The following is a 26125-nucleotide window of genomic DNA, read 5'->3' on the forward strand; positions in this document are numbered from 1 at the left end:
GGACAGAGTGTTAACATATTTAACACTCGGATATAATCAATGAGTATTCATATTGAAGCCAAGTCAGGTGATATTGCCGATAAAATTCTTTTACCAGGTGATCCTTTACGTGCAAAATTTATCGCAGAGAATTTCCTAGAAGATGCGGTTTGTTTCAATCGAGTCCGCAATATGCTTGGCTATACTGGGACTTACAAGGAGCATAGGGTCTCTGTTATGGGAACTGGTATGGGAATGCCATCTATTTCTATTTATGCCAATGAATTGATCACTTCTTATGGTGTTAAGAAGTTGATCCGTGTGGGAACTGCGGGTTCTCTCAATAAAGATGTACATGTGCGTGATCTGGTCTTGGCTCAGGCGGCAGCAACGACATCAAGTATGATAAAAAATGAGTGGCCACAGTATGATTTGCCACAGATTGCGGATTTTAGCATGCTGGATAAGGCTTATCATATTGCTAAAGAGATGGGGTTGCCACTTCATGTCGGCAGTGTCTTGTCTATAGATGCTTTCTATTCTGATTTTGCTGAAAACAATATTAAATTAGGGAAAATGGGCCTTAAAGCTGTAGAAATGGAAGCAGCGGCCCTTTACTACCTTGCAGCTAAACACGGTGTTCAAGCCCTTGGTATTATGACTATTTCAGATAGCTTGGTTGCTGATGAGGATACCACTGCTAAGGAGCGTGAAACCACCTTCACCGATATGATGAAAGTTGGATTGGAAACCTTAATTGATGGCGATGAATAGAACTGTTAGCAAAGATATTATTGAAATCTTGCTCAATCATTATGACTATAATTCAGCTTATGGTATTATCAAATCAGAACCGATTGATCAGGATGCTAAGACACTGATTTACCTTATGAAGAGACGGCGACAGTTGGCGATTGATGAATTATTCAGTAAAAAAACACTTGAGTATTTCAAAGCACATTATCGAGTGGATTTGGTGGTCAATGCAGCTGAAGAAGAGCTTTTAGCTAACTATATTATGGATCTTCAAGCTAAGGTTGAAACAGAGGACATTATAGACTTTGTCCGTGCAGTTAGTCCGATTATCTATCGTCTTTTTATGCGTTTGATTGCTAGAGAAATTCCTGATATTACTGACTACATCGTGAATGCTAAGGATTCCCAGTATGATACATGGGATTTTGAACACTTGTCAATGTCAAACTATCCAGCTTTGATGAATTTTTCTCAGGTCTGGCATGATTCTCGTGTGACCTCCAAGAGTTTGCAGGTGCTTATTGAGCAGTTGGGAGTCTCAGAGTCCTTGAAAAAAGATGTTGTTTTTTTGAGGGATATGGAAAAATCTGTGAGAAATCCTTTAGCACATCTCATCAAACCTTTTGATGAGCGGATTTTGAGTCAAACGACAGGGTTTTCATCTAGGGCCTTTCTTGAGATGCTGATTAAATTAGCTCATCATACTGGCATCAACTATCAAGAAAATCCATTTTACTTTGATCAGATCAATCAGCTGATTTTATCACTTATCTAAAATGAAAGGTTTTATATCTAAAAAATGATAAAGTATCTCATAATGTTTTTGATTTCAATGGTGCCTATAATTGAGCTGCGTGGTGCAGTTCCTTATGGTGTGGCTGCCGGAATTCCCGCCTGGCAGGCTATTGTGATTTCTGTCATTGGTAATATGTTACCTGTGCCCATTATTTTCTTCTTTGCTCGTCGTGTTTTGGAGTGGGGATCGGACAAGCCAATTATTGGAAAATTTTTTAGCTGGTGTTTGAGGAAGGGACATAGTGGTGGTCAGAAATTAGCTAAAAGTGCTGGAGATAAAGGACTCTACCTTGCTTTATTCTTATTTGTGGGTATCCCCTTGCCAGGAACAGGAGCTTGGACGGGAACCTTGGCTGCCTCCATTTTGGATCTTAAGTTTAAAAATAGTATTATAGCTACTATGCTGGGAGTTGTTCTGGCTGGTTTTATTATGGGGATTACGTCCATCTTTCTAAAGGGATTGTTCTTCTAATATTAAGGAATATTCGATTGAGTGATCGAGCATTTTATTTTGTTATCAACTTAACTATTGGCTTGAAATATAGGAGATAAGGTCTATAATGAAGTTAGAAGGTAATAAAAATAGAAAGTGTGTTAGTATGATGACTGCTGATGAAAAGATTATAGCACTCGTAAAGCCAGAATATATGGAGCGTATTCCCCGTTTGGTGAGGGGGCATGCGACTAGGTCAACTTGTCAGTTGATTGCGCGTGAGTTTCCAGAAGCTTATGCTGAAGCTGAGAAAGAAGGAGACATTTCGTCAGAAGCAAAAGAGCAGCTGACAAAGATTGTCAACGATATTTTTGAAGAACGGATGGCAAAGCATCATCTGTAAAATAATAAGAGAGCGGGACAAATTTTGTCTCGCTCTCTTATTATGTAAATTTTACTTCCTCTAGTAGGTAGTCAATAAAGCGTTCGCCCATTTTAGAAAGGTTAGCTTTTTGATGTTTGAGGTAAACGATATCAATTTCATCTTCTACATCAAGGGGAATTGATATGATATTATCGCCATTTAGATTGCTGTTGAGAATCCCTGTAGCGACAGTATAGCCGTCCAAACCGATTAGGAGGTTGAAGAGTGTGGCACGGTCGGAAACGACGATAGATTTTTTATGGGAAATCTGTGACATGATTTCCTCAGAAAAGTAGAAAGAGTTGTGTACTCCTTGTTCATAACTGAGATAGGGGAAGTCTTCTAGGTCACTGAGCTTGATCGATGATTTCTGGGCTAGAGGGTTGGTCTTGCTGACAAAAATATGAGGCTTCGCTTTAAAGAGGCTGGTGTAGGATAAATGATTATCGTCAAACATTTTGGTGAGGACATCACGGTTGTAGCTGTTGAGAAAGAGGACGCCGATCTCTGAGCGAAAATTTTTGACATCATCAATGATTTCATAGGTTCTGGTTTCGCGTAAAAATAGTTCATATTGGGTCATATCCGCCCCTTTTAGCAAAGAGACAAAGGCATTGACAACAAAGGCATAATGCTGTGAAGAAACACTAAAGAGCTCTCGGCTAGTTGAGGGGCTCTTATAGCGCTCTTCTAGGAGGTTGGTTTGTTCGACGACTTGACGAGCGTATGAGAGAAATTCCATGCCATCCTTTGTCAAAGTGATTCCTTTGGGATTTCGATTGAAAATGGTGATATTCATCTCTTGTTCAAGATCTCTGACAGCATTAGACAGACTGGGCTGGGTGATATAGAGTTGCTTGGCAGCTTCATTCATACTGCCAGTTTCAACGATTTTAATAATATAGTGTAATTGTTGGATTCGCATAGTAGTATTGTATCACACTTTAGCTATAGTTACAGGCTATATAATATCAAATATGAGCGAAACACCAAGAAGGCAACGCCTTCCTGACATTTGAGGACCTCTATGGTATAATTTAAGGTGATAAATTGCGAAAGGATTTTTCCTATGAAAGGTATTATATTAGCGGGTGGTTCTGGCACTCGACTTTATCCTCTGACACGCGCAGCTTCCAAACAGCTGATGCCTGTTTATGATAAGCCTATGATTTACTATCCCCTATCAACTCTAATGTTGGCTGGTATCAAAGATATTCTGATTATCTCCACGCCACAAGATCTTCCTAGATTTAGAGAGCTTCTCCAAGACGGTTCTGAATTTGGTATTAGTCTCTCTTACGCTGAGCAGCCAAGTCCTGACGGATTGGCTCAGGCTTTTATCATAGGTGAAGACTTTATCGGTGATGATTCGGTTGCCCTTATTTTAGGAGATAATATTTACCATGGTAATGGCTTAAGTAAAATGCTCCAGCGTGCAGCTAGCAAGACATCTGGTGCGACAGTTTTTGGCTATCAAGTTAAAGATCCTGAACGCTTCGGTGTGGTTGAGTTTGATAGTCAGATGAATGCTATCTCAGTTGAAGAAAAACCTGAGGCACCCAAATCAAATTTTGCAGTTACGGGTCTGTATTTCTATGATAATGATGTCGTTGATATTGCCAAAAAGATTGCACCCTCTCCTCGTGGTGAACTGGAAATTACAGATGTGAACAAGGCTTATCTAGAACGTGGTGATTTATCTGTCGAAGTCATGGGGCGTGGTTTTGCTTGGCTGGATACTGGGACGCATGAGAGTCTGTTGGAGGCGGCTCAATATATCGAAACGGTTCAACGCTTGCAAAACCTGCAAGTTGCAAACTTGGAAGAAATTGCCTATCGCATGGGCTATATTACTAAGGAGCAAGTCTTTGAGCTTGCTCAGCCTCTTAAGAAAAATGAGTACGGACAATATTTGCTCCGTTTGATTGGAGAAGCCTAATGTCAGAACAATTTTTTGGTAAAAATCTAGCTGTTCGTAAGATTGATGCTATACCGGGAATGCTGGAATTTGATATTCCCGTACATGGGGATAATCGTGGCTGGTTTAAAGAAAACTTTCAAAAAGAAAAAATGCTCCCTTTAGGATTTCCAGAAAGTTTTTTTGAGGCTGGTAAATTACAAAATAATGTTTCTTTCTCTCGGAAAAATGTGCTGAGAGGTCTTCATGCGGAGCCTTGGGATAAATATATTTCTGTTGCTGATGAAGGAAAAGTACTGGGAGCTTGGGTGGATCTTCGTCAGGGAGAGAGCTTTGGTCGTACCTATCAAACCATTATTGATGCATCCAAAGGAATCTTTGTCCCTAGAGGTGTTGCCAATGGCTTTCAGGTGTTATCAGATAAGGTATCTTATAGTTATCTGGTCAATGATTATTGGGCGTTGGAACTCAAACCCAAGTATGCTTTTGTCAACTATGCCGATCCAAGCCTAGACATTAAATGGGAAAATCTGGAAGCGGCTGAAGTGTCAGAAGCAGATAAAAATCACCCTCTGCTCCAAGATGTAAAGCCATTGAGGCAGGAAGATCTATAAGGTATCCTTCTTTATAAGTGAGCTTCTTGGACAGAGGTCTAACTATTAGAATAAGTCTCCAAAATCAAATCATAAAAGGAACTACCATGTCAGAATATAAACATATTATCGTTACCGGTGGCGCTGGTTTCATCGGATCAAACTTTGTACATTATATCTATAATAATCACCCAGATGTGCATGTCACTGTCTTGGATAAGCTCACTTATGCTGGTAATCGTGCTAATATCGAGGAAATTCTCGGTGATCGTGTAGAGCTTGTAGTGGGTGATATTGCAGATGCTGAATTGGTTGATAAGTTAGCTGCTAAGGCTGATGCTATCGTCCACTATGCTGCTGAAAGTCACAATGATAATTCCCTAAAAGATCCTAGTCCCTTCATTTATACTAACTTTATTGGGACCTATACCCTTTTAGAAGCTGCTCGTAAATATCATCTTCGTTTCCACCATGTATCGACAGATGAGGTCTACGGCGATCTTCCCTTGCGTGAGGATCTGCCAGGGCACGGCGAAGGGCCAGGTGAAAAATTCACTGCTGACACCAAGTACAATCCATCATCACCTTATTCATCAACTAAGGCAGCTTCTGATTTGATTGTTAAGGCTTGGGTCCGTTCTTTCGGTGTTCAGGCTACCATTTCTAACTGCTCAAATAATTATGGACCTTACCAGCATATTGAGAAATTCATTCCACGTCAAATCACTAATATCTTATCTGGGATTAGGCCAAAACTTTATGGTGATGGGAAAAATGTCCGTGATTGGATCCATACTAATGATCACTCTACCGGTGTTTGGGCGATTTTGACTAAAGGAAAAATTGGGGAAACTTATCTGATCGGTGCTGATGGTGAAAAAAATAATAAAGAAGTTCTAGAGTTGATTCTGGAAAAGATGGGCCAGCCCAAGGATGCTTATGATCATGTGACTGACCGTGCTGGTCACGATCTGCGCTATGCGATCGACTCAACCAAGTTGCGTCAGGAGCTTGGTTGGGAACCTCAGTTTACTGACTTTTCGGAAGGACTACAAGAAACCATTGACTGGTATAGTTCCCATAAAGATTGGTGGCAGTCTGAGAAAGAGGCTGTTGAGGCTAATTATGCCAAGAGTCAAGACATTCTAAAAAAATAAGAGATTTAAAGGGGGAGACTGGGTTCTTCCTTTTTTTTTAAGGGTGAAAGTGATATACTTAGACGGAATGAAAAAACAGGATGAATATCTAGAAATTATGAAAAAACATTATTTTAATAAGCAAAGCGTCGTCATGCCAATGTTGGTTGGTATATTCTTGGTTGTATTTAATCGCCTGTTTTGGCAAAGCTCTCCTGCTATTGCTAATCTCGCAGGAAGAGATTTACGAACAGGATTTTCTTATGTCTTTGATTTGGTTATCTCATCGGGCTTGCCGCTGATTTTAATATCTATAGGGTATCTGTTTGCGCGCAAGAAAAATACCTTTCCTGATGCTATCAAGCTCTGGCTAAACACGGTAGTCGTAGGATTATTTGTTGTCTTATTTTTGATCATTTTTCCCAGGGTATTCATGATTTCGACGCTCTATGATGTGTTGCTTCCAATAACTAGGAGCAGTAGTTTGGAGATTACGTCGATCATTCTCTTGCTAATGATTATGCCCTTGGTTAAGATTTTTGCTGAGAGGATGACCCTACAGCGCTTGATTGCTGTTATTTTGGTTTTCTATGGCTTGGGAACGATCTTTAATAAAGATATTTTTTCCATGACATTAGGGACTTCAATTGTATTTTATCTCTCATTGGGGATTTTAGGAGTCTTTATCAACTATTGTCATATAGATCTTGACTGGAAGCGCTTATTACTTGGAACAGTTGGCAGTTGGCTCCTTGTCGCTATTATTAATATAGCCATGCCCTATATGTCCTATTTGGTTCATAGTAATGGATCGACAGCAGGACGTTTTCACAATATTACTAATCTCTTCTCTATCGTTGCTATTATTTTCACCTTTTTATTCTTATCAAAAATCAAGTTACCGAAGTGGTTGTATCCCAACCAAATTGCCTATGTGGCTTTATCGGCTTTAGTTGTTTCTAGAAATATTAATGTCCTTTCTTATTTTAATAGCATGTACCTTCCGCGGTTTGGTGGTTTTACCCTATATCACTTGATCTACTCCTTTAGAAATGCGATTGTGATCAGTATTGGTGTAACGGTGTTACATATTATTTTGTACTTTACAGCCAACCGTATCGGCTACCGCCAGCGGGTTAATAGCTATTGGCGTAAGGTCACGATCTTCAATGCCTATGAAGTCGTTATTAGGGGACTCCTCCAAGCTAAGCGCTTTGTTGCTAACCATAAGATTGAAATCGGTTTTGGTGTTCTTTTGTATGTCTTGTCTTATCTATCTATGCTGGCTATGAACACCTCCTACATTATCTCGGTTTCGACAGCCACTAAGCACAATGCTTTCTTATATAGCTTATTTGCACGCCAAAACTTGCTCTTTATCACGTTTTTGATCTATCTTCTACTCTATGCAGTTTTGAGGGCTATCACTAATCGTTTTTGGGTATCTGCAGTAGCGACATCAGCCTTTTTGATTTTTTGGAGTGTAGCTAGTCGTCTCAAAATGCTGACACGTGGTGAGCCTATTATGCCTTCTGAGGCTAAGATGGTTTCGGCTTATGGTAGTCTTTTAACCATGGTTGATCAGCGTATTTTGATAGTATCTGCTATCTTCTTAATACTGTTGATTGCAGCTGTCTTTCTCTTAGAGCGTCGCCTTCCCTTCAAGAAAATTTCTTTGAAGAGACGCTTAGTCTATCTTGGAATTTTTGTAGTAGTGACACCGTCAGTCTTCTATCTTAACCACGAAGGCAGTATGGTTAAGGTTGTATCGGATGGATTGGGTAATAAGCCCATGTTTTATAACCAATCGGTGGCTTCGCAGCTCAACGGTCCGACGATTCAATTTTTGAATAATCTAGATGTTGAAGTGATGGCTGAGCCATCTGGTTATTCACAAGATAAGATGCAGGAGATTGCACGTAAGTATAATCTTGAAGCTAATGTCATTAATAAAACCCGGACTAATGATATTTCTGATCAGACGATTGTCTTTAATTTGAGTGAGAGCTTTATGGATCCTAAGCGTTTAGCACCTCATATTGAGGTTAAAAATGATCCTATTCCTTACACTCGCTCCCTGATGAAGCAAACGACATCGGGGACTATGGTCAGCTCTGGTTATGTTGGAGGAACTGCCAATATGGAATACATGAGTTTGACAGGTTTTACTTTGAGCCATTATTCACCAACCTTGGCAACACCTTATACTCAGTTAGTGTCTTCTCTGTCGCCTGCCCTATCCTTTAACCAGGCCTTTCCAAATTCAAAGGCTATTCATACGTATTCGGGTGTGTATTATAGTCGTATTCCAGTCTATGAGAAATTTGGCTTTGACTCCTTTATGTATGAAGGCAGCAAGGATAAGCTGCATCATCTCAAACGTATTGATCACAGCCGTTACCTATCGGATGAAACAGCCTATCTCAATACACTTGATGCTATTAAGGCTAAGGAGGACAGTGGTAATTTTGTCCAATTAGTGACCATGCAAAATCACTTCCCCTATAATTTAGATACCTATAATGACACCTCGACCTATGCAACATCTGGTCCTTGGGTATCTACACCTGAAGTTGAGAAAAACACCACTAATTATGCGACAGGTCTTCATTATACCGATGAGGCGCTTAAAGATTTCATTAAAAAAATTGATGAGATTGATCAGCCGATTACCCTGATTTTTTATGGGGATCACTTGCCTGGAATATTCCCAGGGGATCAAGATTCTCAAGCCTTGCTTATGCACTCTACAGATTATTTCCTCTATTCCAATAAATATGCTAGGGAACATGGTGCAAAAAATATCAAGGATACAAGTGACCGTTATGTAGGACCAAATGATTTTATTGCTTTGGCTCTTAAACAGACAAATTCAAAAGTGGATGCTTACACTGCACTTTTGACTCGTGTTCAAGAACAATTACCGGCTATGTCGCTAAGTACAGAGACAACCTCTAATGTCGATCAGCCTAATACGATGTATACGACTGATGATGGTAAGGTTATTACAGAGGATGATCTCACTCAGCAACAAAAAGAATTGTTAGAAGACTATAAATTTGTCCAATATGATTTGAATGCTGGACAGGGCTACTTAAAACATTTAGATTTTGCGAATAGCTTTTTCTCAAAGTCAAAATAATCTGGTGACTCACAAAGACTTTGATCGTTTATCGGTCAGGGTCTTTTGTCTGTTCTTGTGAGATCGATCGTTTGATAAGTATGTAAGCTCTATTGCTTGGTCAGTTAGTATATGCTGCTGTACTTGTCTTATTGGGGGTGCTTTTTCTTTAAGAAATCTATAACATTGTGATAAAATAGAGTAAATCAATAGGAAAGAAAAGAGATGATGATGGAACAAGCCGAACAAAATTTTAAACAGTTGCTGCATAAGCTGTCTGTTACACGTCACTATTTACATTTGTTTGAGTCGGAATTGGATATGGTTGTTAGTCAACCCTCACTTTTGGAGTATTCACTAGATTCTATTCGTTTCAAAGATCAAATCTCCAAGATTATTGAGGCCTGTCGTCCTCTTCATCTGCTTGAAGAGAGAGTCCAGTCTCTATCATGGTATACGACTGAATCTTTTCGTGCTATGGAGGGGTCTTTAGATGTCCTTCAGGAGTGGATTAAGCAACTGGCTTATGTGGAAAAAGTTGCCTTGGCTCAGCCATTTTTCTATACCTTGTTGGATCAAGACCGTTCAAAATCTTACGGTATCCTAGTGGACTTATTTGGAAGTTTACAGGTTTCTAGGCGTGCCCTCAATGAAGAATATCTCCGTCTCAAAATGTCTTGACAATTAGATAGTTATAAGCTATACTATTGACAATTTAAAAACCTTTAATTAAGTCCAGTGAGGCTTCAAAGGGGCGGGTATCAGTTGGGTATAGGATAGCTATACTCAGTTATTTTCGTGCAACCTTGTCCTCGGACAAGGTTTTTCTGTAGGCGGACCTGCTTAGGTGTGCCTGGTAACCTCCCTCCAGATGGGGTTTTAGAGTAGTGGTATATGAAGGATTGATCGAAAGAAAGGAAGCAACTATGTTAACTAAAGTCGTCTCTTCCAGACAGTCGTTTCTCAAAGAGAATTTGAAGGTAGTAAGGCAGGAAGAAATTGCTCCTAAAATTTTCAAGATGGTTTTGTCGGGTCATATGGTAGAAGAGATGGCTATCGGTCAGTTTTTACATCTTAAGGTTCCAGATCCTAGTAAAATTCTACGACGCCCAATATCGATCTGTGCCATAGATAAGGCCAGTCAGCAAGTTACTATCATATATCGAGTAGAGGGAATGGGGACGGAGATTTTGTCCCGTCTTCATGCTGGTGACTTTGTGGATACCATGGGACCTCAGGGAAATGGTTTTGATATTTCTTTTGTAGAGCCAGGTCAAAAGGTGCTTATTATAGGTGGAGGTATTGGTGTCCCTCCTATGTATGCGACTGCTCAAGTCCTTTCTGAAAAAGGAGCTGAGGTGACAGCTGTGCTGGGCTTTGCTAGTAAAGATGCTGTCATTTTAGAAGAAGAGATCGGTCAATATGCTGATGTGGCAGTGACAACTGATGATGGCTCCTATGGTATTAAGGGATATGTTTCTACGGTAATTGATACTTTAGATGAGGAATTTGCTGCCATTTATGCCTGTGGGGCGCCTGGTATGCTTAAATATGTTGATCAAAAATTTGCGAACCATCCCCATGCGTATCTTTCTCTTGAGTCACGTATGGCATGTGGCATGGGAGCTTGTTATGCCTGTGTTGTCCATCTCAAGGATCAAGATGATGCTGCTAATAAGCGTGTATGTGAAGATGGTCCAGTCTTTGCTACTGGCACAGTCGTATTGTAAGGAGAAACTATGTCTGATAATCGTTTAGCAGTTCATCTTCCTGGTTTAAAGTTAAAAAATCCTATTATTCCTGCATCGGGCTGTTTTGGTTTTGGTCAAGAGTATGCTAAGTATTACGACCTTGATCGACTAGGTTCTATTATGATTAAAGCAACTACCAAGGATGCCCGCTTTGGAAATCCAACACCACGAGTAGCAGAGACACCATCTGGCATGCTCAATGCCATTGGTCTGCAAAATCCTGGTGTTGCTGCTGTTATTTCTGACAAGTTACCTTGGTTGGCGGAGCATTATCCTGACCTTCCTATAATTGCTAATGTTGCTGGCTTTTCAAATGAAGAGTATGCTTATGTAGCAGGAAAAATTTCCCAGGCTCCCAATGTTGCAGCTATTGAACTTAATATTTCTTGCCCCAATGTTGATCATGGTAATGCAGGTCTTTTAATTGGACAAGTACCTGAGTTGGCTTATGCGGCGACAAAAGCGGCTGTTGAGACTTCAGCAGTACCTGTCTATGTTAAGTTGACGCCCAGTGTTGCTGATATCACACAGATAGCCAAGGCAGTGGAAGAAGCCGGTGCGGCAGGCTTTACCATGATCAATACCTTGGTTGGAACACGTTATAACTTGAAAACAAGACAACCGATCATTGCCAATGGTCAAGGGGGAATGAGTGGACCAGCTGTATTTCCAATAGCGCTTAAGTTAATTCGCCAAGTGGCTAGTAGTACGGATCTGCCCATCATTGGTATGGGAGGTGTTGATTCAGCAGAAGCAGCACTGGAAATGATGATTGCAGGAGCATCAGCTATAGGGGTCGGGACAGCTAATTTTAGCGACCCTTATGCTTGTCCAACTATTATCGATGATTTGCCCGCTGCCATGGATAAATACGGTATTGATGATCTAGAAACTTTACGTCGCAATGTCAAGGATAGTTTAGGTTAAAGGTAGGTGAACTATGAGAGAAGAACGTCCGATTATCGCCCTCGATTTTTCATCCTTAGAGGTCATAAAATCTTTCTTAAATCAGTTTCCCAAAGAGGAAAAACTCTATGTAAAGATAGGAATGGAACTATTTTATGCTGCTGGACCGGAAGTTGTCAGCTATGCTAAATCACTAGGACATTCCGTCTTTTTGGATTTGAAATTGCATGATATTCCCAATACGGTCAAATCTGCCATGGCAGTTTTAGCCAAGCTGGGTGTGGATATGACTAATGTCCATGCGGCTGGTGGCGTCGAAATGATGCGAGCTGCCAGAGAAGGTTTAGGAAAGGGTCCTAAATTGATTGCTGTGACTCAGCTGACGTCTACATCTGAGGAGCAAATGAGAGACTTTCAAAATATTCAGACCAGTCTGGAAGAGTCGGTTCTGCATTATGCCCAGAAGACGCAAGAAGCTGGTTTAGACGGCGTGGTTTGCTCAGCTCATGAAGTAGCTAAAATTAAGACAGTAACCTCTGAAGACTTTATATGCTTGACCCCAGGTATTCGTCCAGCGGGCTCGGCTGTCGGTGACCAAAAACGGGTGATGACTCCAGCTGATGCTTACAGAATTGGTTCTGACTACATCGTGGTTGGACGCCCTGTTACTCAAGCTGAGGAGCCTGTCGCAGCCTATCAAGCTATTAAAGCTGAGTGGAATGCTCAAGCCTAAAACTTGCAAACTAACCTAATCCCCAATTTAGAACGGAGAAACTTTATGACATTAGCATCACAAATTGCATCAGATTTACTAGATATCAAGGCGGTTTACCTGAAACCTGAGGAGCCCTTCACTTGGGCTTCAGGCATCAAATCCCCAATCTATACAGACAACCGCATCACCCTTTCCTATCCTGAAACCCGCAGCTTGATTGAAAATGGCTTTGTTGAAAAAATCAAGGAAGAGTTTCCAGAAGTTGAAGTGATTGCTGGGACAGCGACAGCTGGGATTCCTCACGGGGCCATCATTGCGGATAAGATGAATCTGCCATTTGCTTATATCCGCAGCAAACCCAAAGACCATGGTGCGGGAAACCAAATCGAAGGTCGGGTTGCTAAGGGTGAAAAGATGGTCATTATCGAAGATCTGATTTCAACGGGCGGCTCTGTATTGGAAGCTGTCGCAGCTGCTGAGCGCGAAGGAGCTGATGTCCTTGGTGTCGCAGCTATTTTCACCTATGAACTACCCAAGGCAGATAAGAACTTTTCTGATGTAGGGGTGAAATTGGTAACCCTATCCAACTATTCTGAACTCATCAAAGTAGCCAAGGTTCAAGGTTATATCAACGCTGACGGTCTGCAGCTGCTGAAAAAATTCAAAGAAAACCAAGAAACTTGGCAGGATTGATTCTGTCGCTGTAAGAAAGGGAAAATTAATAGGAGGTTCCAATGGCTTTTGGCAATTTCAACAAGCGGGAATTGCTGGATTGGCTGGTCGATCTGACTGGAGCCGAAGTGGCTTATCCCTTTACACGTGAGAAAAGTAAGGATACATCGGTCATTCGGCATGGCCGCAATCAAAAAATGCTGGCGCTGGTGACACAGAAAAGACGGAAAACTCCTGCTCAACCTCAACCTCCAACCCGAACAGGTAGAGATGATGGATATCAAGGGCGTTATCCCAGCTTATCACATGACTAGAAAGCACTGGCTCAGCGTTTTAGTCAATGAAACTGAGCTGAGCGAACCTGAACTTGAGGCTATGGTACTGGAAAGCAGCCGTTTAACACGTTAGGAGGTTAATGATGAAAATTACAGTTCCTTTTGAAAATAAAATTATCCCAGATCGTTACAGTAAACATACTGGTGAACTTGAATTGGGGAATGCCATTGTATCCTTCCCTTTTTCCATAGAAGATGTACCTGCGGGCACTAAGACTTTTGCTTGGTCTCTTATTGACTATGATTCTATTCCAGTCTGCGGTTTTGCCTACATTCATTGGACAGTCGCTAATGTCCCTGCTGCTAAAACTGTGATTGAGGCAGATTTTTCCAGAAGGGACAGCCAGCATCTCCATGGTAAAAACAGCCTTGTCAGCAAATTTTTATCAACAGATTTTTCAGCTATTGAAGATAATTATATCGGACCTTACCCGCCAGATAAAGATCACCTTTATACGCTAAAAGTTTATGCTTTGGATACTGCGCTTGCACTTGATCATGGATTTTACCTTAATGAGCTTATGCACGCAGTTGAAGGTCATATCTTGGCCGAAGCTGAGCTTGATTTGGTCGGTAAAGTCTGATTTTGAGCTAAGAAAGGATGCTGCCCTATGGAACATTCAAGTTGGCATGAGCGGATTAAAGCTCAGTTACCCCAGCATTATTTTGGGAAAATCAATGCCTTTATGGATCAGGTTTACGCCCAAGGCGTCGTCTATCCGCCGCGGGAAAAAGTTTTTAATGCCATTCAAACGACGCCTCTGGAAAAGGTTAAAGTGGTTATTATTGGTCAGGATCCTTACCATGGTCCCAAGCAGGCTCAGGGCCTGTCGTTTTCGGTACCTGAGGCTATCCCAGCCCCGCCGTCTCTGCAGAATATTCTCAAAGAGTTAGCACAAGATATTGGACAGCGTGACCATCATGACTTAACGCCTTGGGCTAAGCAAGGTGTACTCTTGCTCAATGCTTGCTTGACAGTACCAGCTGGTCAAGCTAACGGTCACCAAGGTCAGATTTGGGAGCCCTTTACAGATGCGATTATCAAGGTCGTCAACCAACAGGACCATCCTGTTGTCTTTATCCTCTGGGGTGGTTTTGCCCGCAAAAAGAAGACTCTGATCAATAATCCCATCCATCATATTATCGAGTCTCCTCATCCTAGCCCGCTGTCAGCTAATCGTGGTTTCTTTGGCTCGCAGCCGTTTTCGAGAGCTAATGCATATTTACAAGAAGTAGGTCTGGAACCGATTAATTGGCTGAGGTAGTAATGAATATAGTTGAATTACTAAAAAATTTGAAAGATCTTTTACCAATAAAATATTATAAATATTTTATTTTATTAATTTTACTGTCGCTTCTTACTTTCAAGAGGGAATATTTTTTTGTTTTAATATCAAGATATCCTCTTTCCCTTTTTGCATTCCTATCATTTATTATTGTTTATTTATTGATTATAGTCAGTGATAGAAAATCTGATTTAGTCATTGAAGAAAAAACTCTAAGAGAGCAATTATCTCTACTGACAAATGTTGAAAAAGAAATTTCATTTATATGTAAAGAAAAAGATGGTGATCTTCTTTTAATAATGAATAATTTAAGTGGTAAGGATATTTTTGACATTGAAGGGGTAGTTAAAATTTTTAGGGACAAATCTGCCGGTTTCAGAGATAAAATAGCAGAGAAAACTTTTAATCAAAAACAATTGGAACCCAAAACAAGTGTGCAAATCAGTGTACTTAGCCAAAGAGAGTTTAAAGGAGTATGTGCTTGGACGTCTTTTGAAGTTGAATTAATCAAATTAAGAATCTTAGACTCTGTCCAAAATTACAATATTCATTACTCTTCAGAAAAAATAATGAGATCGTATGACTTTATACTTAATTTGGATAAATATATTGATAAGCATATATTATTCTTCAGAATTCCTTATAATCTTGCATGGCTTAAAAAAATTTTGTTCTTAATAGAAGATAAAATTTTCTTTCTTACCAAACAGCACGTTTTTTACTATAGTCTATCAAAATTTGATGAAAATTTATCATTCGTTTCAAAACGAAGATTATCTAAAAAGGAAAAACGAGACTTGAGAAAAGACTCTGTAAGAAAATGGTTTTATAGGGTAGTATTCGTTCTATTAGGTGGTGTGAGTATGATTATCTTGCTCTATTCTATGTTTCAATTTATGCAGCTTATTGTTGTTATTTTAAATGATATAGGAAGTTATTTGTTAAAGAGATACTTATGAGGAGTTACTATGTTATTAATTAAAAATGGTCGAGTGATGGATCCCAAGTCGGGATTTGATAAAGTTTCAGATGTGCTCATCGATGGTGAGCGAGTGGTTAAGATCGCTGAGGCTATCGATGAAAAGGCCGCAGAAGTAATCGATGCGACTGGCCTAGTGGTGGCTCCAGGATTAGTTGATATTCACGTTCACTTCCGCGAACCCGGACAAACTCATAAAGAAGATATTCATACAGGAGCGCTAGCTGCAGCAGTAGGTGGTTTTACTAGTGTCGTAATGATGGCCAATACTAATCCAACCATTTCAGATATCCCTACCCTTAAGGAGGTTTTGGCCAGTGCGGCTAAGGAGAACATTCATATCTACACCAACGCAACGGTTACCAAAAATTTTGACGGACAGAATTTGACGGATTTTAAAGCTCTCTTAGAGGCAGGAGCTGTTTCTTTCTCGGATGATGGGATTCCTCTGCAAAGCAGTAAGCTAGTCAAAGAAGCCCTAGAATTGGCTAAGGAGAATAATACTTTCGTTGCCCTGCATGAAGAAGATCCGGAACTCAATGGTATTCTTGGATTCAACGAAACTATTGCTCGTAAGGAATTTGGTTTTTGCGGAGCAACAGGTGTGGCTGAGTATAGCATGATTGCACGGGATGCCATGATTGCTCATGCTGTTCAGGCTCATTTGCACATCCAGCACTTATCAAAAGCTGAATCTGTTCAAGTTGTTAAATTTGCCCAAGAACTGGGGGCTCCTGTAACAGCAGAAGCAGCCCCCCAGCACTTCTCTAAGACCGAAGATCTCCTTTTATCAAAAGGGGTAAATGCTAAAATGAATCCGCCTTTACGGACAGAAAAAGATCGCCGTGCTATTATCGAAGGTCTTAAGAGCGGTGTTATTTCTGTCATTGCCACTGATCACGCTCCTCATCATAAGGAGGAAAAAACCGTTGAAGATATGACCAAGGCACCATCAGGTATGACAGGGCTGGAAACCTCTTTGTCTCTTGGTTTGACTCATTTGGTACAGACAGGTGCGTTAAGTTTGATGAGTTTGCTTGAAAAGATGACAATCAATCCTGCTAGCATGTATGATTTTGATGCGGGTTATTTAGCTGAGGGAGGACCAGCTGATTTAGTACTTTTCGCGGATCAGGAAGAGCGTTTCATTACCAAACAGTTTGCCTCCAAGGCTAGTAATTCTCCATTTATTGGAGAGACTTTGACAGGAGTGGTTAAATATACCATTTGTAATGGTCAGGTAATCTATGGAATGTGATGAAATTATGATAGAGGTTAGGTAGATAGGGGTGAGGCAGATATCTCACCTCTTTTATATCGTTTTAGATCTATCAGATTGTTCTCTTTATGTTGTCATAATTTAGAAATCTTTTGAGTCTTTAATCTTTAAATGACGTTTAGAATAGTGTACAATAGATAGTAATAAAATTATTGTGGAGAGTTATATGCGAAAGCAAACTTATTTAATTCCTGCGCTTTCTGCTATGTTATTATCGGCGGCAGTTCCGTCTCGAGTTGTACAGGCCGATGAGCCAGGTAATGAATCGGCTAATGACAATGCCGTTAACATGTCGCAGGAGGAAGCATCAAAAGCGTCAGGGAATGCTGATTTTAGTAGGAATCCTTTGTCGACCTCTGAGGTGACGCCGGCTGCTGAGACTACTGGGGAGGAGTCTGATACGGACGCTCCCTTTGCTTCCGAACAGGCCCAAATTCAAGTTGAGCCTGTTTCAGTTGGTCAATCTGAGACGACTATCCTTCATACGAATGATGTTCATGGGCGATTAGCTGAAGAATACGGTGTTATTGGTGATGCTAAATTAGCGACGGTTGTTGATCAAGCACGTCGTCAAGGTGAGGTGATCTTGTTAGATGCGGGAGATTCTTTCCAAGGATTACCTATTTCCAATAATAGTCAGGGTGAGGATATGGCTAGAATTATGAACCGTCTTGGCTACGATGCTATGACGGTTGGTAATCATGAGTTTGATTTTGGTCTGCTCCAGTTAAAACGACTTCGAGAACATCTGGATTTTCCCATGATTAGTTCAAATGTTTATGTTGATGGTGCTCGCTTATTTGATCCTTCTGTTATTATTGATAAAAATAAGGCAGTAGATGGTGATGAGGTTGTTGTTATTGGTGTTACCACACCAGAGACAGCTACTAAAACTCATCCTAAAAACGTTGAAGGAGTGACCTTTACAGATCCTATCACAGAAGTGATGACTGTGATCGATCAGACTGAAGCCAATGCTAGAGCGCAAGGGAAAACCTATAATAATTATGTTATCTTAGCGCATTTGGGAGTCGACAATACAACTAAGTCTGCATGGCAAGGCATCAGTTTAGCACATGCTTTGGCGCAAAATAAACTCTTGCAGGATAAAAATGTCATTGTAATTGATGGTCACTCACACACGGTGCTACAAGTTACTGATGGGAATGTTACTTACAATCAAACTGGTAGTTACCTCAATAATATTGGTAAGATTGTTCTAAATTCAGATCGTGTCCTATCTGCAGGGGTTATTACGGCTGAGGAAGCTAGTCAGCTCCTTCCTAGTCCTGAAGTCGCTGAGATGGTAGAGACTATCAAGGCTAATTACGAAAAGGATATGGCAAGAGTTATTCTTGCTAATAATCCTGTTGAGCTTAGTGGTGATCGTCAGGATGTACGTGTTCGTGAGACTAATCTGGGCAATCTAGTCGCAGATGCCTTGTTATTATATGGGCAGTCTGGTTTCAGTCATAAGAGCAATCTTTCTGTGACCAATGGTGGTGGTTTACGTGCCTCTATCAAAAAAGACCAGCCTATCACAAAGGGAGATATCATTTCGGTTCTTCCATTTGGGAACACAGTCTCTCAGATTAAAGTGACTGGTCAGCAAATCTTTGATATGTTTGAGACCTCTCTCAGTGCCCCTCTACAAAGGGATGAAGAGGGAGAGTACATTGTGGACGAGCATGGCAATCCCTTGCTAGAGCCCAATGGTGGCTTCCTTCATTTTTCAGGTGCAAATGTTTACTTTTCAGCAGACTCACTGGATCTTCCTGATCCTCATCTCCATGTGGCGGCAGTAGATATCTTTGATCCAGAACAAAATAGTTATCAGCCAATAGATCTTGATCAGACCTATTATCTGGCGACAAATGATTTCCTTGCTTCTGGTGGTGATAACTATACTATGTTGGGAGGTGCTAGAGAAGAAGGTCCATCAATGGATGAAGTGCTGGCAGCTTATCTTAAATCAGGGATTGATTTAACCAATTATAGTGAGATCCATCCTCACACTCGCTTGTTGCCTGTAATACTACCTGCTACAGCTAGTTTTATTGACTTTATAGGGTTTTCAGAATACGTCATGCTGCCAGAAAATTCAATCTCTGCTCAGTTTGCATTCGATCCGACGGTCAGTCTTTCACTCGATTTGAAAGATGGAGAATTTCCACCTAAGGATGGGGGGCAAGGAGGGCTGCCTGATAAACCGCAAGATCTACTGCCTGATTCTCCAGCTCCTCACTCCAATTCTACTTCGTCATTTGAGGAAATTGCTAAATCGACGATTCTTTCAACTAGTGATTCTGTTTTAGATGCTTCTGAAAATCATTCTGCAGACCTTAAGGCTTCTGTTGACAGTTCTGATGAAGAGGCCACAGAATTAGGAAATCTGGCTGCTGGTACTTCAGCGACTGATACTGCTGGTAGTGCCAAAGAGGGGAGCTCCCAATCTGCTTCCAGTGCATTGCGTCCGGATTTGGAAGCTTCACCTGCAGCAGTGACGAAACCTGCTGGATCTGAGACTGTCATTAGAGAAGTTATTGTCAGTGTACTCGGTGTTGTTACCGTAGCTGGCGGTTCAATTTTTGATCATATTAGATCGCGTCGTTCCAATTAAAAAAAGCTCTGAAAGAGCTTTTTTTAATGGATTGAAACCTACTTATTTGACTTTTTGCTGAGTGAGGTTTAGCCCAAATGGGACTAAATTTTCTTCGTGGTGACGAATGCGGCTGATATTTTCTTTATGGCGAAGAATGATGATTAGGGCAAGCCCTGTCACAATAAGGGTGAATAACCAATCATATCCTTCCAATATAAAGTGAAAGTAAGGAAAGGTATAGAGTGTGATTAATCCTAAAAGAGCTGTCATGACGCTGGCAAAGGAGATCATGCTGCTGAGGTAAAGAAGGAGGGCAAACAAACCTAGTAAGAAGAGGCAGTAGATAGGTGTAAATCCTAGGAGGACACCAGCACTGGTAGCTACTGCCTTACCTCCTTTAAATCTGGCAAAGACAGGGAAGGTGTGACCTAATACAGCAAAGAAGCCGATGAGTAAGGGAGACCAGGTGTGACCCTGCCCAAACCAGATAGGTAGAAGCACTGCCAGTGTTCCTTTGAGCATATCGATGAGAAAGGTTGCAGTGCCAGCCTTTTTGCCTAAGACACGGAAGGCATTGGTTGTGCCAGTGTTTTTACTACCGAGTTCACGTAGATTTTTGTTGAAAAAATATTTACCAATCCATAGTCCAGACGGGATGGAACCGAGTAAATAAGCTATAGTCATAAAAATCAAATTTGTCATGTTGCCATTATATCACAAATAAGGGCTTTCTGCCTATGCCCTCTAGCCTTCTAAAGCGCTTGCTAGGTCTAGTATAGACAGCTAAGATAGCATCTTTCGTCGTGGGATAAAGTCGGGAGTCTTGAGGGTAAACGTAACAATTCTGTGACAATTTTTTTTGCAAAATAGAGGAAAAACTTGTAATATAAATGGGACGATTAACTGGGAGGTCAATTGTGACTAACAAAGAGATAACAATAGAAAATTATAATGATGATGCCATCCAGGTTCTTGAAGGACTGGATGCTGTTCGAAAACGACCAGGGATGTATATCGGATCAACCGATGGTACAGGATTGCATCATCTTGTTTGGGAGATCGTTGATAATGCTGTTGATGAAGCCTTGTCTGGTTTCGGTGACCGTATTGAAGTGATTATCCATAAGGACGGTTCTGTCAGTGTTTCTGATAGAGGACGTGGAATGCCAACCGGTATACATGCGACAGGCAAACCGACTGTAGAGGTGATTTTTACCGTTCTCCATGCTGGTGGTAAGTTTGGTCAGGGTGGCTATAAAACATCTGGAGGTCTTCATGGGGTAGGTTCTTCTGTTGTTAATGCCATGTCTGCGTGGCTGGAGGTCGAGATCACGAGAGATGGAGCTGTCTATCGCCAGCGCTTTGAAAACGGTGGTAAGCCGGTGACAGGTTTGGACCAGATCGGGACAGCTCCAAAGTCTAAGACAGGTACTAAGGTGACCTTTAAACCGGATGATACTATTTTTTCAACGACGGAGTTTAAGTTTAATACCATCGCAGAGCGTCTTAAGGAGTCGGCTTTTTTACTCAAGCAAGTGACTCTTGTCTTAGTAGATGAGCGCAGCGACCAGCGTGAGGAATTTCATTACGAAAATGGGGTTAATGACTTTGTTGCTTACCTGAATGAAGATAAGGAAACCCTGACCCCTGTTATTGCTATTGAGGGTCAAGACCAAGGATTTGACATTCAAGTTGCTCTTCAATATAATGATGGCTTTTCTGATAATATCCTTTCTTTTGTCAATAATGTTCGTACCAAGGACGGAGGAACGCATGAAACAGGGCTTAAGTCAGCTATTACCAAGGCTATGAATGACTATGCCAGAAAGACCGGCCTTCTCAAGGAAAAAGATAAAAATTTAGAAGGCTCGGATTATCGTGAGGGGCTATCGGCTGTTCTGTCTGTTTTAGTTCCGGAAGAGCACCTTCAGTTCGAAGGTCAGACCAAGGATAAGCTTGGTTCACCTTTAGCTAGGCCGGTAGTGGATAGCATTGTTTCTGAAAAATTGACCTTCTTTCTCATGGAAAATGGAGAGATAGCGTCGAATCTTATTCGTAAGGCGATCAAGGCTCGTGATGCTCGTGAGGCAGCTCGTAAGGCTCGTGATGCTAGCCGCACTGGCAAGAAGAAAAAGGATAAAGGGCTCTTATCAGGTAAGTTGACACCTGCTCAATCTAAAAACCCTAAGAAAAATGAACTCTATCTCGTTGAGGGTGATTCTGCCGGAGGATCGGCTAAACAGGGACGTGACCGAAAATTTCAGGCCATCTTACCGCTTCGGGGGAAGGTTCTCAATACTGAAAAAGCCAAGATGCCTGAGATTCTGAAAAATGAAGAAATCAATACCATGATTTACACGATTGGTGCTGGTGTTGGACCAGATTTTAGCCTTGATGACATCAATTACGATAAGATCATCATCATGACCGATGCGGATACCGACGGTGCCCATATTCAGACGCTTTTATTGACCTTCTTCTATCGCTATATGAGGCCTCTTGTCGAAGCGGGGCATGTCTATATTGCTCTTCCGCCTCTTTATAAGATGTCTAAAGGCAAGGGTAAGAAAGAAGTTGTAGAGTATGCCTGGACGGACGGTGAGTTAGAAGAGCTCCGCCAAAAATTTGGTAAGGGAGCTAGTCTCCAGCGCTACAAAGGGCTGGGAGAGATGAATGCTGATCAGCTTTGGGAGACAACTATGGATCCTGAGACACGAACTCTGATCCGTGTCACTATTGAAGATCTGGCGCGTGCTGAGCGCCGTGTCTCTGTTCTCATGGGCGATAAGCCCGCCCCACGCCGCCAATGGATTGAAGACAATGTTAAGTTTACCTTGGAAGAAAGTACGGTGTTTTAAGAATAAATCTTATTTTTGAATTTTGGAGCTAAAAAATGGATATTGAAACTTTTCAAATAATAAAAAGAAAATATGGTAAGGCTTCAAGTTGGGCAGTCTGGGATAATAATTTAGAAAATCATATTTTTCCAAATGATAAACTTGGATATAATGGGATTGTTAAACAACTTAGTCAAATCAGCACTCAATCTGAACTTGATGAATTAAATTTGAAGAGTAACACTATATTAGTGTCTCTGAATCCTGCTGATCGTCTTGAAGCAGAGAAAAAAGATCCAGGTCATATTTTGGAAGAACTCTATTTTTATAATTTTCATGAGGAGAAAAAAGCAGATCCTACAAACGATCAAAATTTATTAAAAGCAGTTGAAAACACTGAACTTTGGGGAGCATATATCACAGATTTGGTGAAATTCAATAATGGAAAACTAGAGCCTTTGAGAAATAGTAAAGGCAATGAAGTTGAGAATTATTTGAAGTCAAATCCAGATTTCATGGAGCAACAAGTGTGGGGCTTGATTTCAGAGCTAAAAGATCTAGGTGTTGATAGTCCTAAAATTGTATTGATGGGTAGTGTGGTGCAAAAATATGTCAGAAAATATCAATTTGAAATTAGGAGAGAATTAGGAGTAGATACGCAATTTTATGATATTTGGCATTATTCAGCATCATCATACGATCCACAGCCACAGCGCTTAAATGAATACTTGTATAATGTTCATAAAAAATTTCCTATTTTGAATGGGAATTAATTATTTTTTAGTTGTCTTCTTTAGTAAAAAATTGTATCTATTACTATCCTATTGAAAGGAATTGAACACGCCCTAAAGGCTGTGCCAAAAAGAGACACAGGTGTTTAAATTTAAATTGTTACATCTGTGGCTACTTTAGTGTAAATCGTCTAGAAAATCAAGATTTTCTGCCGATTTCCTATTTTGACTTTGTCTTTTTTACGGGCTTTGTATCTTAATTATGTCAAACATTCAAAACATGTCCCTTGAGGACATTATGGGAGAGCGCTTTGGGCGCTACTCCAAATACATCATTCAAGAGCGGGCGTTGCCTGATATCCGTGACGGGTTAAAACCGGTACAGCGCCGTATCCTTTATTCTATGAACAAGGATGGCAATACCCATGACAAGGGTTACCGTAAGTCTGCCAAGTCGGTCGGTAATATCATGGGGAACTTCCACCCGCACGGGGATTCATCCATCTATGATGCCATGGTGCGCATGTCTCAAGACTGGAAGAACCGTGAGATTCTCGTAGAAATGCACGGGAATAATGGTTCCATGGATGGTGATCCGCCAGCTGCTATGCGTTATACTGAGGCTCGTCTGTCAGAGATTGCGGGTTATCTGCTTCAAGATATTGATAAAGACACTGTCCCTTGGGCTTGGAATTTTGACGATACAGAGAAAGAGCCAACTGTTCTTCCGGCAGCTTTCCCAAACCTTTTGGTCAATGGTGCGACTGGCATCTCAGCTGGTTACGCTACAGACATCCCACCTCATAATCTTTCTGAGGTTATTGATGCGGTTGTTTACATGATTGACCATCCCAAGGCTAAATTAGAAAAGCTCATGGAATTCTTACCGGGACCTGACTTTCCGACAGGTGCTATTATCCAAGGGGCTGACGAAATTCGTAAAGCCTATGAGACGGGGAAAGGCCGTGTGGTTGTTCGCTCTCGGACAGAAATTGAGTCTCTTAAAGGTGGTAAAGAGCAGATTATTGTGACGGAGATTCCTTACGATGTCAATAAAGCAGTTTTAGTTAAAAAAATTGATGACATTCGTATTAACAATAAAGTCCCCGGCATTGCTGAAGTGCGTGATGAATCCGATCGTGATGGTTTGCGCATTGCTATCGAACTAAAAAAAGAAGCTGACAGCGAAGTCATACTTAACTATCTCTTCAAGTATACCGATCTCCAAATCAACTATAATTTCAATATGGTAGCGATTGACGATTTTACACCTCGTCAGGTTGGATTAGCGTCAATGTTGTCTAGCTACATTGCTCACCGCCGAGATATTATTTTAGCACGTTCCAAATTCGATAAGAAAAAAGCGGAAAAGCGCCTGCATATTGTGGAAGGGCTCATTCGTGTAATCTCTATTCTAGATGAAGTGATAGCCCTGATCCGTGCCTCTGAAAACAAGGCTGATGCCAAGGAAAACCTCAAGGTCAGCTATAGCTTTTCAGAAGAGCAGGCAGAAGCGATTGTCACTTTGCAGCTCTATCGTTTGACGAACACAGATATTGTGACGCTTCAGGAGGAAGAGGCGGCATTGCGGGAGCAAATTGCGTTATTAACAGCCATCATTGGAGATGAGCGTACCATGTACAATGTGATGAAGAGGGAATTGCGTGAAGTCAAGAAGGCTTTTGCTACTCCACGTCGTTCTGAGCTTCAGGCTAAGACTCAAGCTATTGAGATCGATACAGCTAGTCTCATTATTGAGGAAGAGACCTATGTTAGTGTTACCCGAGGGGGCTATGTCAAGCGTACTAGTCCACGTTCTTACAATGCTTCAACGCTAGAAGAGCTTGGTAAACGTGATGATGATCAAGTTGTACTCATACAACAGGCCAAGACCCCTCAACATTTGTTGATGTTTACGAATTTAGGTAATGTCATTTATCGTCCAGTTCATGAGTTGACGGATATTCGTTGGAAAGAAATTGGTGAACATCTGTCGCAAAGTATTACCAATTTTGATTCCCAGGAAGAGATTCTTTATGCTCAAGTATTTGACGATTTTACCGAAAGTGTTTACTATGCTGTAACCCGTTATGGACAGATTAAGCGGGTTAACCAGACAGAGTTCCAACCAGGACGTAGTTACAAAACAAAGTCGGTTAAATATGCTAAGCTCAAGTCTGAGAAGGATGCCGTAGTTGCAATTGCTCCGATGACTGCCGATTCGATTATGGTAGTGACTGAAAAGGGGTATGCTCTTCACTTTAATAGCCAAGAAGTACCGGTCGTTAGTGGAAAAGCTGCCGGCGTCAAAGCCATTAATCTAAAAGATGACGATATAGTCACTTCAGCCTTTGCGATCACGACTGATACATTTTACATATTGACTCAGCGTGGCAGTCTTAAGCGTATGGCAGTTGGAGATATTCCTCTGACCAAGCGTGCTGGTCGAGGATTACAGGTGCTTCATGAATTGAAGTCTAAGCCCCATCGTATCTTTATGGCTGCTCCAGTGCGCTCAGACGCTCAAGTGGGAGAATTGGATCTATTCTCAACAGTTTCAGAGAGTACTGGAGATGAGCAGGTCCTTAAAATTATCTCTAAAACTGGTACTGTTAGCCAAGTCGATCTGACTCATTTATCCTTGTCTGGACGCACTAGCAATGGTAGCTTTATATCAGATACCATTTCAGATGAAGAAGTATTAGAAGCTTATGAAATTTAGCGATAGGCATTAAAAAGCATTCTCTGTGCTGGATTGAGAGTCTAGCGAGGATGCTTTTTTTGATTGAGACAGATAGTGTGAGGAAAGAATAGCCCAATTTAAAAACAAGTATTGAAGTTTTATTTAAGGTTTGCTATACTCTTAAGGGAATTATA

General features: G+C 41.0%; 23 protein-coding genes and 1 pseudogene. 22 read left to right on the forward strand and 2 right to left on the reverse strand.

Annotated features, from left to right (window positions below; genetic code table 11):
- Positions 1-39 precede the first annotated feature (39 nt).
- The 4 genes from deoD to AC4HAI_RS01410 all read left to right on the forward strand — a co-directional run bounded on the left by deoD (position 40) and on the right by AC4HAI_RS01410 (position 2366).
- Complete coding sequence (gene deoD / locus AC4HAI_RS01395) at positions 40-753, forward strand: purine-nucleoside phosphorylase (protein WP_491078294.1); 714 nt, start codon at positions 40-42, stop codon at positions 751-753.
- On the forward strand, positions 740-1510 hold the full coding sequence (locus tag AC4HAI_RS01400; protein WP_491078295.1) for a LytR family transcriptional regulator: 771 nt from the start codon (positions 740-742) through the stop codon (positions 1508-1510). The genes deoD and AC4HAI_RS01400 overlap by 14 nt, the downstream gene beginning before the upstream one ends.
- A 27-nt stretch (positions 1511-1537) precedes the next feature.
- On the forward strand, positions 1538-2002 hold the full coding sequence (locus AC4HAI_RS01405) for a COG2426 family protein (RefSeq protein WP_491078479.1): 465 nt from the start codon (positions 1538-1540) through the stop codon (positions 2000-2002).
- A 130-nt stretch (positions 2003-2132) separates the two neighbouring features.
- On the forward strand, positions 2133-2366 hold the full coding sequence (locus tag AC4HAI_RS01410; protein ID WP_491078480.1) for a hypothetical protein: 234 nt from the start codon (positions 2133-2135) through the stop codon (positions 2364-2366).
- Positions 2367-2406: 40 nt separating this feature from the next.
- On the opposite strand, the gene AC4HAI_RS01415 is transcribed toward AC4HAI_RS01410, so the two are convergent.
- Entirely contained in the window at positions 2407-3312 is a 906-nt protein-coding gene (locus tag AC4HAI_RS01415; protein ID WP_491078296.1) for a LysR family transcriptional regulator, read from the reverse strand.
- 144 nt (positions 3313-3456) lie between these two features.
- Between AC4HAI_RS01415 and rfbA the strand changes: the two genes are divergently transcribed.
- The 15 genes and pseudogenes from rfbA (at position 3457) to AC4HAI_RS01490 (ending at position 19698) form a co-directional block, all read left to right on the forward strand.
- Positions 3457-4326 carry a glucose-1-phosphate thymidylyltransferase RfbA gene (rfbA, locus tag AC4HAI_RS01420; protein WP_491078297.1) on the forward strand — a complete coding sequence of 290 codons (870 nt, stop codon included), beginning with the start codon at positions 3457-3459 and terminating at the stop codon, positions 4324-4326.
- Complete coding sequence (locus tag AC4HAI_RS01425) at positions 4326-4919, forward strand: dTDP-4-dehydrorhamnose 3,5-epimerase family protein (RefSeq protein WP_491078298.1); 594 nt, start codon at positions 4326-4328, stop codon at positions 4917-4919. Before rfbA ends, AC4HAI_RS01425 begins: the two co-directional genes overlap by 1 nt.
- An 86-nt stretch (positions 4920-5005) precedes the next feature.
- The gene (gene rfbB, locus AC4HAI_RS01430; RefSeq protein WP_491078299.1) at positions 5006-6055 is read left to right on the forward strand and encodes a dTDP-glucose 4,6-dehydratase; all 1050 of its coding nucleotides are present in this window, start codon (positions 5006-5008) and stop codon (positions 6053-6055) included.
- Between the two features lie 67 nt (positions 6056-6122).
- Entirely contained in the window at positions 6123-9176 is a 3054-nt protein-coding gene (locus tag AC4HAI_RS01435; protein ID WP_491110145.1) for an LTA synthase family protein, read from the forward strand.
- 210 nt (positions 9177-9386) lie between these two features.
- Positions 9387-9836: a hypothetical protein gene (locus tag AC4HAI_RS01440; protein WP_491078481.1), complete on the forward strand. Its 450-nt coding sequence runs from the start codon at positions 9387-9389 to the stop codon at positions 9834-9836.
- A 245-nt stretch (positions 9837-10081) separates the two neighbouring features.
- On the forward strand, positions 10082-10885 hold the full coding sequence (locus tag AC4HAI_RS01445; RefSeq protein ID WP_491078301.1) for a dihydroorotate dehydrogenase electron transfer subunit: 804 nt from the start codon (positions 10082-10084) through the stop codon (positions 10883-10885).
- A 9-nt stretch (positions 10886-10894) separates the two neighbouring features.
- The gene (locus AC4HAI_RS01450; protein WP_491078302.1) at positions 10895-11833 is read left to right on the forward strand and encodes a dihydroorotate dehydrogenase; all 939 of its coding nucleotides are present in this window, start codon (positions 10895-10897) and stop codon (positions 11831-11833) included.
- A 13-nt stretch (positions 11834-11846) separates the two neighbouring features.
- Positions 11847-12545, forward strand: a complete 699-nt coding sequence (pyrF, locus tag AC4HAI_RS01455; protein ID WP_491078303.1) for an orotidine-5'-phosphate decarboxylase — start codon at positions 11847-11849, stop codon at positions 12543-12545.
- 45 nt (positions 12546-12590) lie between these two features.
- Positions 12591-13220, forward strand: a complete 630-nt coding sequence (gene pyrE, locus AC4HAI_RS01460) for an orotate phosphoribosyltransferase (protein WP_491078304.1) — start codon at positions 12591-12593, stop codon at positions 13218-13220.
- Between the two features lie 41 nt (positions 13221-13261).
- Positions 13262-13607: pseudogene (locus AC4HAI_RS01465) on the forward strand (MmcQ/YjbR family DNA-binding protein).
- Positions 13608-13617: 10 nt separating this feature from the next.
- Positions 13618-14118, forward strand: coding sequence for a YbhB/YbcL family Raf kinase inhibitor-like protein (locus AC4HAI_RS01470; RefSeq protein ID WP_491078482.1), 501 nt, complete (start codon positions 13618-13620; stop codon positions 14116-14118).
- A 27-nt stretch (positions 14119-14145) separates the two neighbouring features.
- On the forward strand, positions 14146-14799 hold the full coding sequence (locus AC4HAI_RS01475) for a uracil-DNA glycosylase (RefSeq protein ID WP_491078305.1): 654 nt from the start codon (positions 14146-14148) through the stop codon (positions 14797-14799).
- Positions 14800-14801: 2 nt separating this feature from the next.
- A complete protein-coding gene (locus AC4HAI_RS01480; RefSeq protein ID WP_491078306.1) occupies positions 14802-15779 on the forward strand; it encodes a hypothetical protein in 978 nt (325 codons plus the stop codon).
- Between the two features lie 9 nt (positions 15780-15788).
- Positions 15789-17057: a dihydroorotase gene (locus AC4HAI_RS01485; protein ID WP_491078307.1), complete on the forward strand. Its 1269-nt coding sequence runs from the start codon at positions 15789-15791 to the stop codon at positions 17055-17057.
- 187 nt (positions 17058-17244) lie between these two features.
- Positions 17245-19698, forward strand: coding sequence for a 5'-nucleotidase C-terminal domain-containing protein (locus AC4HAI_RS01490; protein ID WP_491110146.1), 2454 nt, complete (start codon positions 17245-17247; stop codon positions 19696-19698).
- Positions 19699-19740: 42 nt separating this feature from the next.
- Here the strand turns inward: AC4HAI_RS01490 and plsY are convergent, their stop codons facing one another.
- Positions 19741-20382: a glycerol-3-phosphate 1-O-acyltransferase PlsY gene (gene plsY, locus AC4HAI_RS01495; protein ID WP_491110147.1), complete on the reverse strand. Its 642-nt coding sequence runs from the start codon at positions 20380-20382 to the stop codon at positions 19741-19743.
- A gap of 215 nt (positions 20383-20597) precedes the next feature.
- Between plsY and parE the strand changes: the two genes are divergently transcribed.
- From parE to parC, 3 genes are all read left to right on the forward strand, one after another.
- Positions 20598-22538: a DNA topoisomerase IV subunit B gene (gene parE / locus AC4HAI_RS01500; RefSeq protein WP_491078310.1), complete on the forward strand. Its 1941-nt coding sequence runs from the start codon at positions 20598-20600 to the stop codon at positions 22536-22538.
- A 35-nt stretch (positions 22539-22573) separates the two neighbouring features.
- Positions 22574-23290: a hypothetical protein gene (locus AC4HAI_RS01505; protein WP_491110148.1), complete on the forward strand. Its 717-nt coding sequence runs from the start codon at positions 22574-22576 to the stop codon at positions 23288-23290.
- Positions 23291-23510: 220 nt separating this feature from the next.
- Positions 23511-25970, forward strand: a complete 2460-nt coding sequence (gene parC, locus AC4HAI_RS01510; RefSeq protein WP_491110149.1) for a DNA topoisomerase IV subunit A — start codon at positions 23511-23513, stop codon at positions 25968-25970.
- Positions 25971-26125: the final 155 nt, after the last annotated feature.

The sequence above is a fragment of the Streptococcus sp. ALY_208 genome (genome assembly GCF_058314295.1).

Excerpts from the sequence above, each read along its gene's own strand:
- deoD (WP_491078294.1), top strand. The coding sequence starts at position 40 with ATGAGTATTCATATTGAAGCCAAGTCAGGTGATATTGCCGATAAAATT.
- AC4HAI_RS01400 (WP_491078295.1), top strand. The coding sequence starts at position 740 with ATGGCGATGAATAGAACTGTTAGCAAAGATATTATTGAAATCTTGCTC.
- AC4HAI_RS01410 (WP_491078480.1), top strand. The coding sequence starts at position 2,133 with ATGACTGCTGATGAAAAGATTATAGCACTCGTAAAGCCAGAATATATG.
- AC4HAI_RS01415 (WP_491078296.1), bottom strand. The coding sequence starts at position 3,312 with ATGCGAATCCAACAATTACACTATATTATTAAAATCGTTGAAACTGGC.
- rfbA (WP_491078297.1), top strand. The coding sequence starts at position 3,457 with ATGAAAGGTATTATATTAGCGGGTGGTTCTGGCACTCGACTTTATCCT.
- AC4HAI_RS01425 (WP_491078298.1), top strand. The coding sequence starts at position 4,326 with ATGTCAGAACAATTTTTTGGTAAAAATCTAGCTGTTCGTAAGATTGAT.
- rfbB (WP_491078299.1), top strand. The coding sequence starts at position 5,006 with ATGTCAGAATATAAACATATTATCGTTACCGGTGGCGCTGGTTTCATC.
- AC4HAI_RS01435 (WP_491110145.1), top strand. The coding sequence starts at position 6,123 with ATGAAAAAACAGGATGAATATCTAGAAATTATGAAAAAACATTATTTT.
- AC4HAI_RS01440 (WP_491078481.1), top strand. The coding sequence starts at position 9,387 with ATGGAACAAGCCGAACAAAATTTTAAACAGTTGCTGCATAAGCTGTCT.
- AC4HAI_RS01445 (WP_491078301.1), top strand. The coding sequence starts at position 10,082 with ATGTTAACTAAAGTCGTCTCTTCCAGACAGTCGTTTCTCAAAGAGAAT.
- AC4HAI_RS01450 (WP_491078302.1), top strand. The coding sequence starts at position 10,895 with ATGTCTGATAATCGTTTAGCAGTTCATCTTCCTGGTTTAAAGTTAAAA.
- pyrF (WP_491078303.1), top strand. The coding sequence starts at position 11,847 with ATGAGAGAAGAACGTCCGATTATCGCCCTCGATTTTTCATCCTTAGAG.
- pyrE (WP_491078304.1), top strand. The coding sequence starts at position 12,591 with ATGACATTAGCATCACAAATTGCATCAGATTTACTAGATATCAAGGCG.
- AC4HAI_RS01470 (WP_491078482.1), top strand. The coding sequence starts at position 13,618 with ATGAAAATTACAGTTCCTTTTGAAAATAAAATTATCCCAGATCGTTAC.
- AC4HAI_RS01475 (WP_491078305.1), top strand. The coding sequence starts at position 14,146 with ATGGAACATTCAAGTTGGCATGAGCGGATTAAAGCTCAGTTACCCCAG.
- AC4HAI_RS01480 (WP_491078306.1), top strand. The coding sequence starts at position 14,802 with ATGAATATAGTTGAATTACTAAAAAATTTGAAAGATCTTTTACCAATA.
- AC4HAI_RS01485 (WP_491078307.1), top strand. The coding sequence starts at position 15,789 with ATGTTATTAATTAAAAATGGTCGAGTGATGGATCCCAAGTCGGGATTT.
- AC4HAI_RS01490 (WP_491110146.1), top strand. The coding sequence starts at position 17,245 with ATGCGAAAGCAAACTTATTTAATTCCTGCGCTTTCTGCTATGTTATTA.
- plsY (WP_491110147.1), bottom strand. The coding sequence starts at position 20,382 with ATGACAAATTTGATTTTTATGACTATAGCTTATTTACTCGGTTCCATC.
- AC4HAI_RS01505 (WP_491110148.1), top strand. The coding sequence starts at position 22,574 with ATGGATATTGAAACTTTTCAAATAATAAAAAGAAAATATGGTAAGGCT.
- parC (WP_491110149.1), top strand. The coding sequence starts at position 23,511 with ATGTCAAACATTCAAAACATGTCCCTTGAGGACATTATGGGAGAGCGC.